Source organism: Porphyrobacter sp. LM 6 (assembly GCF_001720465.1).
Taxonomy (GTDB): Bacteria; Pseudomonadota; Alphaproteobacteria; order Sphingomonadales; family Sphingomonadaceae; genus Erythrobacter.
The window spans coordinates 2,400,731-2,415,195 of the sequence record NZ_CP017113.1 but is presented as its reverse complement, the minus strand read 5'-3'; the positions used below and the strand labels follow the sequence as shown (position 1 = coordinate 2,415,195).

The window sequence follows — 14,465 nt, the reverse complement described above, 5'->3', positions numbered from 1 at the left end:
ATGGCGCGACTCGCGTTCCAGCCGGTTGATTTTTCGAAAGCGGGGCGCGCAGCAAACGTCTTTCCTGTGTAACGCCAGGCGGGCATTGTGCGAATGTCCGTCCGTGGCGGCGAGGGAGGGCGAACATGCATCGCAGCGAACAATACGAGCCGGAACGCCCTCGCAGTGCCGGCGGCTTGGCGGATAACTTTCGCAGCACCCGTGCGCTGACCGAAGCGCTCGTCGCCCCTCTCAGCGATGCGGACGCCACGCTGCAATCGATGGAGGACGCGAGTCCCGCCAAGTGGCATCTGGCGCACACCACGTGGTTCTGGGAAACCTTCCTGCTGCGCGAACACCTGCACGGCTACCGGCTGCATGATGACCGCTGGCCGTTCCTGTTCAATTCCTATTACGAGGCCGAGGGTGCACGCATCGCCAGAGCGTCGCGGGGTGTGCTGTCGCGCCCAAAGCTGGAAGAGGTGCTCGAATGGCGTGCGGCGGTCGATGACGCCATGACGCCGTTGCTCGATGATCCGGCGCTGGCGGGTCTCGTCGCGCTCGGCGTCGCGCATGAGCAGCAGCACATCGAATTGCTGCTGACCGATATCAAGCACGCGCTGTTCTGCAATCCGCTCGGTCCGGCGATGTGGGAGGGGCGTGCGCCTGCCCGGACCGCTCCGGCAGCGATGGGCTGGCACGCGCATCCCGGCGGGATTGCGCTGATCGGGCATGACAGCACCGGTTTCGCCTTCGACAATGAAGGTCCGCGCCACCGCGTATTGCTCGAACCCTTTGCGCTGGCAGACCGGCTGGTGACCAATGGCGAGTGGGAGGCTTTCATCGCCGATGGCGGGTATCGCAATCCGCGCCTGTGGCTTGCCGATGGCTGGGCCTGGGTGCAGCGCGAGGGGATCGACGCGCCGCTTTACTGGCGGGAGGGCGAGCATTTCACTCACCAGGGTTGGCAGGCGCGCGATCCGAACGTTCCTGTGGCCCATATTTCCTATTACGAAGCCGATGCTTACGCGACATGGGCTGGCGCGCGCCTACCGACCGAATTCGAGTGGGAAGCGATTGCGGCGAGCCATGATCCTGCGGCTGGCAATCAGCTTGATGGCGCTGCGCCGCCGCTTCCGCACGGCGGGACGGACCTATTCGGTGATTGCTGGCAATTCACCCGCTCGGCCTATCTTCCCTACCCCGGTTTCCGCGTCGCCGAGGGCGCGGTGGGCGAATATAATGGCAAGTTCATGAGCGGTCAGGTGGTGCTGCGCGGCGCGTCCTGCGCGACCGTGAGAGGCCACTCACGCCCCTCCTATAGGAACTTCTTCTATCCCAACCAGCGCTGGCAATTCACCGGCCTGCGGCTGGCCAAGGACGCCTGAAATGCCGTCTAACCCGGGTCTAAGGCTGGTCGAGAGGGACGCTAGCGGGGTCGACCTCGCATTTCGCGCTGATGTGCTGTTGGGCCTTTCGCAAATCCAAAAGGCGGTGCCTGCGCGCTGGTTCTACGATGATGCCGGATCGCGGCTGTTCGAGGATATTACCCGGCTCCCCGAATACTATCTGACCCGCGCCGAGACCGAGATCCTCAGCAGCCGCTCCGCCGAAATCGCCGATCTGATCGGACGGGGGCGCGCGGTGGTGGAGTTCGGTTCGGGATCGTCGGTCAAGACCCCGCTGCTGCTCTCGGCCATTGCGCCCTCGGCCTACGTTCCGCTCGATATCGCGGGCGATTTCCTGCGCGCCTCCTCGGCAGCGCTGGCGGCAAAGTTTCCCGGCCTGCCTGTCCATCCGGTCGAGGCTGATTTCATGCGGCGGGTCGAATTGCCTGGAGATGTCGCCGACCTGCCCAAGCTCGGCTTCTTCCCCGGCTCGACCATCGGCAACATGATCGCCGGCACCGCAACCGATCTGCTGCGCTCGATGCGCGCCACGCTGGGCGAGGGCGCGCTGCTGCTGATCGGGATGGATCAGGTCAAGGACGAGGGCATGCTGCTCGCCGCCTATGACGATGCCGAAGGCGTGACGGCGCAGTTCAACCTCAACTTGCTGGCGCGTATCAACCGCGAGCTTGATGGCGACATTCCGCTTGCCGCCTTCGCCCACGAGGCGCGCTGGAACGATGCCTTTGCGCGGATCGAGATGCATCTCGTCGCGCGTGAGGACATCGCCTTCAGCGTCGGCGGCGCGCGCTTTGCGATGCGTGCCGGCGAGAGCATCCACACCGAGAACAGCCACAAGTTCACCAAGCGCTCCGCCCAGCTGCTGCTGGCGGCAGGCGGATGGGAGCCACGCGCCCGCTGGACCGATGAGGCGCGCCAGTTCGCGGTCTATCTCGCCGAAGCGGCGCCTGTGCGCTCGGCGCCTTGAAACCTCTGCTTGCCCCGTGCGTTGGCGCGGGATGGACGGACAATACGACATTTGCATTATCGGCGGCGGCATGGCGGGGCTCTCCGCAGCGACTGCTCTCGCCCCCACCGGACAGCGCATTATCGTGCTCGACAAGGGCCGCGGTCCCGGCGGGCGCATGGCCGCAAGGCGGGTGGAGATCGCAGGACAGCAGGTGAGCTTCGATCACGGCGCGCAATACTTCACCGCGCGCGATCCCGCCTTCTGGGCGGAGGTTGCGCGATGGGAATCGGCGGGCGTTGCATCGCGCTGGTCGGCGGCGGGCGATGATGCATGGGTCGGCACGCCCGGGATGAACGCCTGCGTCAAGGCGATGGCCGGGGGCCTAGACGTGCGCTGGGGCCTGCGCGCCGAGCGGTTGGTGCGCGAAAGCGGGCGCTGGCGCATTGAAACGGGCGAAGAGAGCTTCACCGCCAGCACCGTGCTGGTCGCAGTCCCTGCCGAGCAGGCTGCCGTGCTGCTGGCCGATGCCGCGCCTGATCTCGCTTCGCTTGCGGGGAGTATCCAATCCGCGCCGTGCTGGGCGGTGATGGCGGGCTTTGCCGCACGCCTGCCGATTGCAGACACCTTCCGCCCCGAGAGCGGCCCCGTCAGCTGGGCGGCGCGCAATTCGGCCAAGCCGGGGCGTAGCGGCACGGAGACCTGGGTGATCCACGCCAGTCCGGCGCGCAGCCGCGAATTGATCGACCTGCCCAAGGAAGAAGCCGCGCAGGTGCTGCTGGCCGATTTCTTTGGTGCTACCGGCGCTGCGCCCGCAACGCCTGTGCACCTCGATGCGCACCGCTGGCTCTATGCCCAGCCTGTCGCCCACAGGGGCGAGGGCGCGCGGTTTGATGCGGCGCTCGGTATCGGGATCGCGGGTGATTACCTCCACAGCCCGCGGGTCGAGGGCGCGTGGCTCTCAGGTCAAGCGCTTGCTCAGGCCGTGCTTCAGGAGCGGCTTGCCAGCACGTCGTAGTGGTGTCCGCGCCCGTATTTGGTGAAGCAGGTGAAACCTGCGCCGCGGAGCAGCGCCTCGATTTCCGCTGCGCTCGCCCAGCGGTCGTCGACCTCGTAGAAGATCGCTTCGACCCGCGCGAAGTTCGCCGTCTTGGCGAGTTCGGCGATCACCACCGCCTCAAGCCCCTCGACATCGATCTTGACGAACATTGGAAGTTCGCCCGCCAGCAGCGGATCGAGCACGGGCGCGTCGATCGTGTGGATCGTCACCCCGCCGCTTGCCGCCTTGCCGCCCTCGCGTCCGGCGAGGGTCGCGGTGCCGGTGTGATCGGCAGCGACGTTGATCGTCACTTCGCCCACGCTGTCGGCGATAGCGAGCAGGTGGAGCGCAGTGCGCGCCGCCCCGCCATTCAGCGCCACGTTGGCTGCCAGCCGCGCATGGGTAGTGGGTACGGGCTCGAACGCGATGATCTGGCGGCAGTGCGGGTTCTGCGCCGCGATCAGGCTATAGAGCCCCTGATTGGCGCCGATATCGACGAACACAAAGTCGTCACGCCGCCGCAGCAGCAGATCGGACAGATCGCGGCCATAGGTGCCGAAGATGCAATAGCGGAAGGTGGTGTCCTGCCAGTTGGGCACCATCAGCACGCCATAGGCCGATCGCACCGCCGCCTCGCCGCGGCCTGCATAGACCGGCGAAAGCGCTGCCGCCTTGAGCTTGCGCGCGGTCTTCACCACGCCGTAACGCCAGAAATCTGCAAGACTAGCCAAGGGTGGCCCTTCCTTCGAGAAACGCGCTGATCGCATCGGCCGCCCGCTCGGCCGAGGGACGGTCCGAAATCGAGAAGGTGGCATCGATCAGCGCCTGCTGTGTGGGCGCATAGTCGGAATGTGCGGCGATGGCAGCATCAATCGCATCGAGCAGCCCGTCGGCGCTGGTCAGCACAGGGCCGGCGCGCCAGTGCAGGTAGTTGGGATCGTCCTGCCATTCGACGCCGTGGCTGTTGAGGAACAGGCACGGGCGCGGCGCGCGAAGGAATTCGTAGATCTGGCTGCTGACATCGCCGAGATAGATATCGGCGCGGTTGGTGTAGCTCATGTCGCTGCTGGCACCGCTGCCGGTATCGAAATGGATGCGCGGCTCGCCCGCGAATTCCGGCCCCGGCGGCGTGACCCGCGCGAGGCTCGGCGGATCGAGTGTCACCACCCATTTGCGTTCAAACAGCATCACGTGCGGCGCGAAGATCAGGTTGTAGCGATCCTGCTGACGGAACGCCTCCAGCACCGCCGCACCGTGCTTGAACCAGCTCGACAGCTTGGGCGAGGGGTGGGGGTTGTAGATTACCGTCGGCCGTTCGGGCGCGGGGAAGCGGTCGTCAAAGCGGTTGTCGGCGCATAGATCGAACTTCGGATAGCCCACCAACGCGATCTGATCGGGCTTGAGACCGGCCTCGGCGATCAGCCGATCGCGGATCTTGGGGCCGGAAACGAGCACCAGATCGAACAAGGCACTTTCGGGATTGAATCCGATCGCCCGGTCGCCCGCGCCGTGGCGGGTGTGGATCAGCTTGAGATTGTCGAGGCCATAACGGCTCTTGAGCAGCAGCGTGGTCTTTTCCGAAACCACCACGGCATCGAACCCGCGGAAGAAATCGAGGTTGTCGCGGTAGAGCAGCAGCTTGGAGGCCGGCACCAGTGCCTCGAGCGTGCCCGCCAGCATCTGCGAGAGGCCGCTTTTGAGGCCGAGTTTGACCAGTTCCACCTTCGCCAGCTGCGCAGGCTTGGCCTGCCGCTCGATCTCGGCGCGGATCGCGTCCTTGGCGTAGGCGAGCACGATGCGGTGCTCCCCGCGCTCCGCCAGCGCCAGCGCGATCGGCAGCGAGTGTGCCAGCTGGTGCGTCTGGTCGTGATTAAACAGGAAGCAGATGCGCTTCATGCCGCGCTCCAATCGACCTGCGACCAGCGTGGATCGGGCTTTGCATAGCGGCCCACCAGCACGCCGGTATCGGCAAAGTTCAGGATCGGCGCGTCGCTCGCGTGGTCGGTATAGGCGGTGAGGTGAACGTCGGCGCGGGCTAGGCCCTCGGCGGCAAGCCACGCTTCGATCCGGCCCACTTTGATGCTGCCGTAGTTGTTCTCGCCGTCGATCGCGCTGAGCAGGTGGCCCTCTGCGCTACGCTGGTGGCGGGTGGCGATGCAGGCGTGAAGGCCGAGCGCCTCTGCCATCGCTTCGGCATAGATTTCGGGCGCGGCGGTCACCAGCACCAGTGTCACTCCGGCCTCGCGGTCGGCCGCGATCTGCGCGCGTGCGCCCGGCTGGATGTTGCGGACAAGCTGGCGGGCGAGGAAGCGGTCGATCCGCGGTTGCAGCGCGGGGCTGCGGACCACGCGGCCCACCAGCAGGGTAAGGCCGAACTGCTTGAGCGGTTTGCGCCCATAGAGCTTCGCCTTGTAGCCGAGCATGGCGAGGATCCACAGCGGCACGCCCAGCAATCGCAGCGGATTGCCGCTCGCCGCCATGTGGACGAGGAACGGCGTGAAGGTCGGCGCGCGGGTCACCGTCCGGTCGAGATCGTAGAGGGCGATGCGCCGCACGTGGCTCAGCCTCGTTCCGCCAGCAGCCGTTCGGCCAGCGTATGATCCTCGGGCTTGTCGACATCGACACCCATGCGCCCGTCCGACAGCAGCACCGGCGCGACGCCCGCCCCGAGCTTTGCCCCGGCGGCGGCGAGCGCTGCACGAACGCTCATCCGCTTCAGCAGCAGCTTGACCATCAGCACCGGGCCAAAATGCGCGGCGAGGCGAAACACCGATTTGCGGTCTTGCTCGACCCGCTCCCAAAACTTGAGCGCATTGGCGGCGGCCGGGCCGGTGAGGGCGAAGAGGTTGGCTCCGGTGAAGGCACCGTCGCGGAAGGTCAGCCAAGTGCGGCGATTGGGGCCGACGGCCGCTTCCAGCCGCCCGCGTTCGACCAACGCGACGCTGACATCGCTGGCACCCGTTCCGGCGATGAATTCGCGGATCGTTGCGGGGGTGAGCATCACATTGTCGGCGGTCGTCACCAGCACCGGCAGGCCGACCGCCGGATCGTTGACGGCATCAAGCACCGATCCGCTGATGGTGCGCCCGGAAACCCGCGCGATGATCCGCGGGTCTGCGGTGGTCCATGCCAGCGCGGGATCGGCCAGCAGTGCGGGGGCATCCTGCGCCAGCACGATGATTCGTGCGATTTCCGGTGTATCGGCCAGCGCGCGCAGCACGCGGCCCAGCATCGGGGTGCCTGCGACCGGGATCAGCGCCTTGGCCTCGCGCCCGAAGTGCGCTGCGAGCCGGTCAACGCCGGGGCGCTGACCGGCCAGCACCAGCGCGGTCCAGCCGGGCGGAACATTGGTCATTGCGGAGCGAAACCTCGCAGGGCGGGACGGGGAGGGCGGGGCGCCCTCTGTCCCCATGCCGCCCCCGTTTGTCAAGAAAGCCCTGACGCGGTTACGCGGCCATCGGCGCGGGGCAATAGTGCTTCAGGTAATCGCCGTGACCCGGCATGTTCTGCACCATGAAGCGGATCGACTTTTCCATCTCGTCGATCTCCTGCCGCGTCTTGCCCGGCTCCAGCGTGTCGGCCATCGGGTTGTGGCCATCCATGTGGATGCCCTGACCCATCATCACTGCCGCCCAGCTGGTCTCGGTAAAGAGCTCGTCCTCCTCGCGGAAGATCTGGCCGTTGGCTTTGAAGATCTCGATCTTCTCGGTCAGCGTCACCGGCACTTCCATCGTGCGCACGTAATTCCAGAAATCGGAATCCGTGCGCTGTGTGGCGTTGTAGTGCAGGATCAGGAAGTCGCGGATGCGCGCATATTCGCGGCCCGTCAGGCGGTTGAAGGCATCTTCCTGCGCCTGCGTGATCCCGTCCAGCGACAGCAGCGACACGAGCTTGTCGATCCCGGTGTTGATGAGGTGGATCGAGGTCGATTCGAGCGGCTCCATGAACCCGGCGGCAAGGCCTAGCGCGACGACGTTCTTGTTCCAAAACTTCTTGCGGCGCCCGGTCACGAAGCGCAGGAAATTGGGCTCGGCCTGCGGCTTGCCGGCGATGTTGCCGAGCAGAATATCGAGCGCTTCCTGATCTTCCATGAAGCTTGAGCAGTAGACGTGGCCGTTGCCATTCCGGTGTTGCAGCGGCACCTGCCACTGCCAGCCGGCACGGTGCGCAGTGGCGCGGGTGAAAGGCGGGGGCGGGCTGCCATCCTCGCGCTGGCACGGCAAGGCGACCGCGCGGTTGCACGGCAGATAGTTGCTCCAGTCGTCATAGCCGGTCTTGAGCGCCTGTTCGATCAAGAGGCCGCGGAAGCCCGAGCAATCGATAAACAGATCGCCCGAGAACTCGCGCCCGTCGTCAAGCGTTACCCCGGTGACGAAGCCGCTCTCGCCATCGAGCGCGACGTCCTGCACCTTGCCTTCGTGGCGCACCACGCCGCGCGTTTCGGCATAGCGCCGCAGATAGGCGGCATAGCGCCCGGCATCGAGATGGTAGGCATAGTTGACCGGCGGCAGATCGGCGCCCTTGTAATCTTCGGTGCGGGCGAACTTGCCGAAATAAGCGGCCATCGTCTCGACGTTGAACACCTGGATCGGACGCTTGTCGCCCGCGCGTGCCATCGCATGCCAGATGTGGTGGAAGGAAATGCCGCCCATCGTGTAGCCATAGGCGCCGAAGGGGTGGATGTAGCTGTCGCCGATCTTGCCCCAGTTTTCGAACTGGATGCCGAGCTTGAAGGTGCCGCCGACCTCGGCAAGCATCTCGCGCTCGTTGATCCCGAGCAGTTGGTTGAAGCCGATGAAGGGGGGAATCGTCGCTTCGCCGACCCCGACCGTTCCGATCGCTTCGGATTCGATCAGGATGATTTCCACAGGCCTGCCGGTCTTGAGGCGCGACAATGCCGCTCCCGCCATCCACCCGGCCGTACCGCCGCCGACGATTACTATGCGTTGAATTGCCACGTTTTCCTCGATCCCTGCTGCGCCTGTTGCGGCGTCGTAAGCGGGATTTTCCAGTCCCGCCGAGTGTTGCCAGAATGCAATATGAACCGCAGATTACAAGTCTTGAGAACGCTCTCAAGATGAGTTACAACCCTGCTGGCACCCCTAGTGGACGGTAACAAAGTGCCATGGGGTCAGGGGAGGTTTGAAACATCATGAAATACGCAAGCGTTGCGCCGCGTCGGCGGCTGTTCGCTCTCGGTACCGCTTCGGCGATCGCCATTTCGGCGGCCACCGCGGCGCCCGCCTTCGCGCAGGACGCGCAGGCGGACGAGGATCAGGCTGCTGCGCCTGCTTCGGCCGAAGAGGAAATCGTCGTCACCGGCTTCCGCGCCTCGCTGCAGACGGCGCAGAGCATCAAGCGCCGGGCGGACACCGTCGTCGACGTGGTGACCGCTGAAGATATCGGCGCGCTGCCCGATCGTTCGGTTGCCGAGACGCTCCAGCGTATCCCCGGCGTCAACATCGGGCGCTTCGAAAAGACCTCTGACCCGACCCGCTTCTCGGTCGAGGGCACGGGTGTCATCATCCGCGGTTTGGACTATGTCAGCTCGCAGCTTAACGGGCGCGACATCTTCTCGGCCAATGGTGGTCGTGCGCTGAGCTTCGAAGACGTGTCGCCCGAACTCGTCGGCCGCGTCGAGACCTACAAGAACATCACCGCCGACCAGATCGAAGGCCACATCGCTGGTCTCGTCAACCTGGTCACGCGCAAGCCGCTCGACCGCCGCGGTTTCCGCATCGCGGGTTCGGTCGAAGCGAACTATGGCGATCTGCGTCAGGAATGGTCGCCTACCTATAACATCCTCGCGTCGGATACCTTTGAAACGGGGCAGGGCACTTTTGGCCTGCAGCTGAGCTATTCGAAGTCGAAGCTGAAGAGCCGCACCGATGCCTCGCAGCTGGTCGACTATTGCTATCGTCCGGCTGATCTGAGCGCCGGTTGCGCGCGTATTTTCAACCTTAACTCGGGCGGGTTCGGCGATGTGCCCAACTTCACGCCGGAGAACTTCCCGCCGCCGAACTCGGTCCTTGTGCCGCAATTCGCCAACGTGCGTTCGACCACGCTCGATCGTGATCGCGAGGCCTTCTCGGCCGTCGGTCAGTTCGAGACGCTCGATGGCAACCTTTTGATGACGGTCGAATATCTGCGTTCGGAAACGACGTTCGCCACCGAAGAGTTCGCGCTGCTCGGCCGTATCGACGATGGCGTTTCGACCAACCAGCCGCGCCCGGGCACGAGCTACGAGTTCGACGAGAACGGCAACTTCGTGAGCGGCATTCTGACGCAAAGCGTTGGCAATGCCTACGCCAACCCGTTCGGTCGCGGCGGTATCCCGATGGATACGCTGCGCTTCCTGCGCGAAGCCAATTCCGTCACGGAAGACATCTCGTTCGACGCGCAGATGAACTTCACCGATCGCTTCCGCGGCAAGATCGAGGTGCAGAGCCTCAACTCCAACCTGAGCCGCGATTCGGTGTTCGGTGCCATGAGCACCTGGGCCGACATCGCCATCGACCTGTCGGGCAATACGCCGGACATCGAGTTTCTGGCTCCGGTCGGCGCGCCTGCCGATTACTTCTCCAGCGGGTTTAGCACCTATTACTGGTTCGGCCTCGACAGCCGCGAGAAGAACGACGGTGAGCTGTTCAGCTTCTCCGGCAACCTCGAATACGACCTCAGCGACGAGGGCTTCTTCCGCAAGGTGGAAATCGGTGGCCGCTGGGCAAATCGCGACCGCGTCAACCGCAACACCAACTTCAGCACCTGGGGCAACCTTTCGGCGCCGTGGGCGGGCCGTGCAGGGTGCTTGCCCTGGGGCGAAGGTCCGGGCTGTTTCCAGGGGCCGGGGCCTTATGTTCCCGATTGGTCGGGTTTCACCCCCGGCCGGTTCTACACCGGTCTGCCGGGTCAGGAATTCGCGATCGCAGGCGGGGTGTTCACCGATGAAGTTCCGGGTGCGTCTGCCTATCGCACACCGTTTGCCGACAACTTCCAGCGCGGCGAAGCGGGCACCCCGATCGCGGGTGGTGGTGCTTGGTTCTACGGCGGCGATGACTTCCTTCAGGAATACCTGTCCGGCGTGACCGATCAGCAGTGGGACCAGATCACGGGCTTGGGCCTGTCGCCGGAACGCTTCAACCTCGGCGTCAACGGCCGCACCCGCACCCTGCTCGACGGTACGACCGTGCAGTGCGATCCGTTCTGCCCGGGAGAAATTTCGGACGTTACCGAGGTGACTTCGGCCGCCTATGCGCGTCTCGATTTCGGTACCGACTTCGGTGGTGGTGCCTCGCTCGCGGGGAACATCGGCCTGCGTTACGTCCGGACGACTGTCAGCAACAATTCGCTGGTGGCGTACCCTGACCCGGCACGGTTCGACGCGACGACCAACGGTGGTAACGGCGATGGCGTGGTGCAGGTGTCGGAAATCACGGCTGTCTGCCAAGCTCCGGGCGTCCCGCAACAGGTCTTCTGCGACCTTACCGGTGCGCGTCTTGCCGAATTTGCGGCTTTGCACACCGGCGAGCTCATCAACGACCGGCGCGACATCAACTTCGATCACTTCCTGCCGTCCTTCAACGTCCGTTACGACAATGGTAGCGGGATCGTTATTCGCGGTGCGGTGTCGAAGGGGATCAGCCGTCCCGACCTGAACCTGTTCAACGCAGGCGGGGTGCTGGGCTTCAGCGGCCGCGTGACCGATGGGCCGCTGTTGTCGATCGCCACTGGCAATCGCAACCTCAAGCCCGTCGAAGCGTGGAACTACGATCTCAGCTTCGAATGGTATTTCGCCAACGTTGGCCAGCTCAGCCTCGCGCTGTTTGCCAAGGATATCTCGGGGAGAATTACCAACGGGACCGGCTTGGTTAATTACACCACGCCCGGCGGCACCTCGCAGGATGTGATCATCAATGGTCCGGCCAACGACCTCTCGGGCACGCTCAAGGGCCTCGAGTTCGGTTATCAGCAGACCTATGACTTCCTGCCGGGCATGCTCAGCGGGCTCGGTACTGCGGTCACCTACACCTACATTGATGCCGGTGGTTTCCCGAACCCGAACATCTCGGGCATCGGTTCGCCGTCGGTCAATTCGACCGGCCGGCCGCTCAATAACGGTCCGTTCGCCGGTCAGCTGCCGCTCCAGGGCACGTCAAAGCACACGCTCAATGCGACCCTGTTCTATGAAAAGGGTCCGCTGTCGGTACGTGCAGCCTACAACTGGCGCAGCGCCTTCCTCGTGACGCAGCGGGACGACCTGTTCCCGTTCTCGCCGATCTTCCAGGAAGCCGGTGGTCAGCTTGACGGGACGATCTTCTACAACGTGACCCCCAACATCAAGCTGGGCGTGCAGGGCGTGAACCTGCTCGACGAAACTACCCAGCTGTCGACGGTGGTGGACTACGAGGGGACGCGCCCGATCAGCGCGGTGTTCCGCAACGATCGCCGCTACACCTTCATTGCCCGCTTCGCTTTCTAAGAGGGCAACAACATGACAATGGCAGGGCTGCTGTGGGCGGAAACGCTGACAGCGGCCCTGCTGCTTTATGGCGGGCGGCTGTCGCAAGAAAACAGCACCAAGGGGCTTGCCGCGGCAAATTTTCCCGCGCAATTCGCAATTGACTGGATGAGGGTTTATCGCTGCGGGAGCGATCCGGAAAAGGGTCGCGCTTGCATGCGCTGAACGGGACGGAATGGACGGGCAATGGCGCGGGTGCGCAAGACAGTCACGATCAGGGACGTGGCAGATGACGCGGGGGTTTCCCTCCAGACGGTAAGCCGGGTGGTGAACGGCGGCCCCAACGTGCGCCCGCAGGTGCGCGACAAGGTGCGCGCGTCGATCGAACGGCTGGGCTATGTTCCCTCGCTCGCCGCGCAACGGATGAGCGGATCGCGCTCCTATATCATCCTCGCCATCAACGACCGCGAACGCACGCTCGAAGACTGGCGTGAGCGGCGCGGCACAGACTGGGTCGACCAGATGCTGCTCGGCGGGATCCTAACCTGCAACAAGCACGGCTATCGCATGATGGTCGAATTGGTTGATACCCACTCCGATCACGTCGAGCGTGAATTAGGTGCCGCGATTTCGGCACTCCAGCCCGATGGGGTTATCCTGACCCCGCCGCACTCGGAAAACCGCCTGATCACGCAGCTGCTGGCCGACCGGGGCATTCCCTTCGCGCGGATCGGATCGAACGCGCCGGGGCCGGGGATCCCGCTCACGATGGGTGACGAGGGCGCGGCGCACTTGGCCACCAACCATCTGATCGCGCTTGGCCACCGGCGGATCGGGATGATTGCCGGGCCGGACCAATACAGCCTGAGCGGCTGGCGGATCGAGGGCTGGAAGCGCGCGATGGCCGAACATGGCCTGCCCACCGAAGGACTGCTCGAAAACGGAGATTTCGGTTACGATTCAGGTGCTAAGGCCGCACGCGCACTGCTGGATCTCCATCCGAAATGCACCGCGATTATCGCCAGCAGCGACCAGATGACGCTCGCGGCGCTCGAGGTGGCACGCGAGCGCGGTTTGAGGGTGCCCGAGGATCTCTCGCTGATCTCGTTCGATAACACGCCGATCGTGCGCTTCTCGCAGCCGCCGCTGACCGCGATAGACCAGCCGATTGCCGAAACCGTCTCGCGTGCGGTCGAGCATCTGATTGCGCGCGCCGAAGACGATAAGGGGCAGGCGGTAATCGAGGTGTCCGCTGGCCTGGTCGAACGCGCCTCCACGGCACCTGCACCGGCATCGGGCGCGGCTTGAACGGGGACGCGGCCGCACCGGCGGAGCCTCAGCCGGTCTGGTTCTTGGTGCTTTTCGCACTGGCCGCCGCCGGGGGCGCGGTCGCCTATGTGCCCCTGCTGACAGTGCTGATGCCCCAGCGGATCGTCCAGCTACAGGGCGGCGAGGATGTCGCAGCCTTGGCGCAGGTCACCTTCCTCGGTGCCGTCGCCGCGAGCCTCGCCAATATCGCTGCCGGCATACTCAGTGATCGCAGCAAGCGCCGCCGTCCGTGGATCGTGGCGGGCCTGATTGCGTCGTGCCTTCTGCTGCTGGCCGTGGGCGAGGCACGGTCGGTGAGCGAATTGGTGCTGCTGATCATGGCTTGGCAAGTGGCGCTCAACCTGATGCTCTCGCCGCTGATGGCATGGGCAGGAGATTGCTTCCCCGATAGCCAGAAGGGCGTGCTGGGCGGGGCTTTGGCGCTGGCACCGGCGCTGGGGGCGCTGGCGGGCTCGCTTGTGACCTTCGCGGGGCTAGTCAGTCCGCAAGCGCGGCTAGGGCTGGTGGCGCTGCTGGTGTGCGCGCTGGTGCTGCCTGCGGTTGTGTTCGGTGGAGGGCGCATACGCCCGGCGCTGATGCAGGCCACCGATCGCGCTGCAACTCCGGTGGCACGCCAGGACCGGGTGGTGATGCGGATGTGGGCGGCGCGCCTGCTGGTTCAGGTGGCCGAGGGGGGCATGTTTGCCTTCCTGCTCTACTGGCTGCGCTCGCTGGAACCGGGTTACCCGGAAAACGGCGCAGCCAATATCTTTAGCGCGGTGCTGGTCTGCGCGGTGCCGCTTTCGCTGCTGCTGGGGCGTTGGTCGGACCGGCATGGTCGTCCCGTGCAGCCGTTGACCGGTGCGGCGCTGCTATGTGCGGCGGGCTTGCTGACGATGGCGGCGGCGGGCTCGCTCGGCTGGGCGATTGCCGGCTATGTCCTGTTTGCAAGCGCAGCCGCGATCTTCCTGTCGCTCCATTCCGGCCAGACCCTGCGCGTCCTGCCCGCGCCGCAACACCGCGGGCGCGATCTTGGCGTGTTCAACCTCACCAACACCGTGCCGGGCATGGTGATGCCATGGCTGACGGTTATGCTTGTGCCCACGTTCGGCTATGCCGCACTGTTCGTGCTGTTCGCCGCGCTGTCGATTGCCAGCGCGGGTTTGCTGGCAAGTTCCGGGCGCCGCGTTTGAACTCTGCTAGGCGCTTGCCAAAGCGGGCGGGGAACGGCATAGTTGATAACGTTCTCAATAATACAGCAGCGATGGTCTTGGGAGGGACTGACCTGATGAAGCGACAATGGCTCGGGCGGCTGGCCTGTGGTGC

The 14,465-nt window shown here is 64.9% G+C and carries 12 protein-coding genes; 7 read left to right on the top strand and 5 right to left on the bottom strand.

Features of this window, described 5'->3' with window-relative positions:
• The first annotated feature begins 125 nt into the window (after positions 1–125).
• The 3 genes from egtB to BG023_RS11600 are packed head-to-tail and all read left to right on the top strand — an operon-like array spanning position 126 to position 3,352.
• On the top strand, positions 126–1,367 hold the full coding sequence (egtB, locus tag BG023_RS11610) for an ergothioneine biosynthesis protein EgtB (protein ID WP_069310601.1): 1,242 nt from the start codon (positions 126–128) through the stop codon (positions 1,365–1,367).
• A gap of 1 nt (position 1,368) precedes the next feature.
• Positions 1,369–2,355 carry an L-histidine N(alpha)-methyltransferase gene (gene egtD, locus BG023_RS11605; RefSeq protein WP_069310600.1) on the top strand — a complete coding sequence of 329 codons (987 nt, stop codon included), beginning with the start codon at positions 1,369–1,371 and terminating at the stop codon, positions 2,353–2,355.
• Positions 2,356–2,386: 31 nt separating this feature from the next.
• Complete coding sequence (locus BG023_RS11600) at positions 2,387–3,352, top strand: NAD(P)/FAD-dependent oxidoreductase (RefSeq protein ID WP_069310599.1); 966 nt, start codon at positions 2,387–2,389, stop codon at positions 3,350–3,352.
• On the opposite strand, the gene BG023_RS11595 is transcribed toward BG023_RS11600, so the two are convergent.
• The 5 genes from BG023_RS11595 to BG023_RS11575 all read right to left on the bottom strand — a co-directional run bounded on the left by BG023_RS11595 (position 3,325) and on the right by BG023_RS11575 (position 8,331).
• Entirely contained in the window at positions 3,325–4,104 is a 780-nt protein-coding gene (locus BG023_RS11595) for an FkbM family methyltransferase (RefSeq protein ID WP_190315764.1), read from the bottom strand. The two genes, BG023_RS11600 and BG023_RS11595, sit on opposite strands and share 28 nt — an antisense overlap.
• On the bottom strand, positions 4,097–5,269 hold the full coding sequence (locus BG023_RS11590; protein WP_069310597.1) for a hypothetical protein: 1,173 nt from the start codon (positions 5,267–5,269) through the stop codon (positions 4,097–4,099). Before BG023_RS11590 ends, BG023_RS11595 begins: the two co-directional genes overlap by 8 nt.
• On the bottom strand, positions 5,266–5,928 hold the full coding sequence (locus tag BG023_RS14905) for an HAD family hydrolase (protein WP_069310596.1): 663 nt from the start codon (positions 5,926–5,928) through the stop codon (positions 5,266–5,268). The genes BG023_RS11590 and BG023_RS14905 overlap by 4 nt, the downstream gene beginning before the upstream one ends.
• 5 nt (positions 5,929–5,933) lie before the next feature.
• Positions 5,934–6,728: an NTP transferase domain-containing protein gene (locus BG023_RS11580; RefSeq protein WP_069310595.1), complete on the bottom strand. Its 795-nt coding sequence runs from the start codon at positions 6,726–6,728 to the stop codon at positions 5,934–5,936.
• A 91-nt stretch (positions 6,729–6,819) separates the two neighbouring features.
• Positions 6,820–8,331: a tryptophan halogenase family protein gene (locus tag BG023_RS11575; protein ID WP_083234670.1), complete on the bottom strand. Its 1,512-nt coding sequence runs from the start codon at positions 8,329–8,331 to the stop codon at positions 6,820–6,822.
• Between the two features lie 194 nt (positions 8,332–8,525).
• Between BG023_RS11575 and BG023_RS11570 the strand changes: the two genes are divergently transcribed.
• From BG023_RS11570 to BG023_RS11555, 4 genes are read left to right on the top strand one after another with little or no spacing between them, the layout of a single operon-like run.
• Complete coding sequence (locus BG023_RS11570; RefSeq protein ID WP_069310593.1) at positions 8,526–11,852, top strand: TonB-dependent receptor; 3,327 nt, start codon at positions 8,526–8,528, stop codon at positions 11,850–11,852.
• An 18-nt stretch (positions 11,853–11,870) separates the two neighbouring features.
• Entirely contained in the window at positions 11,871–12,056 is a 186-nt protein-coding gene (locus BG023_RS11565; RefSeq protein WP_069310592.1) for a hypothetical protein, read from the top strand.
• Between the two features lie 21 nt (positions 12,057–12,077).
• Positions 12,078–13,139, top strand: coding sequence for a LacI family DNA-binding transcriptional regulator (locus BG023_RS11560; RefSeq protein ID WP_069310591.1), 1,062 nt, complete (start codon positions 12,078–12,080; stop codon positions 13,137–13,139).
• Between the two features lie 47 nt (positions 13,140–13,186).
• Complete coding sequence (locus BG023_RS11555) at positions 13,187–14,332, top strand: MFS transporter (protein ID WP_233992996.1); 1,146 nt, start codon at positions 13,187–13,189, stop codon at positions 14,330–14,332.
• Positions 14,333–14,465: the final 133 nt, after the last annotated feature.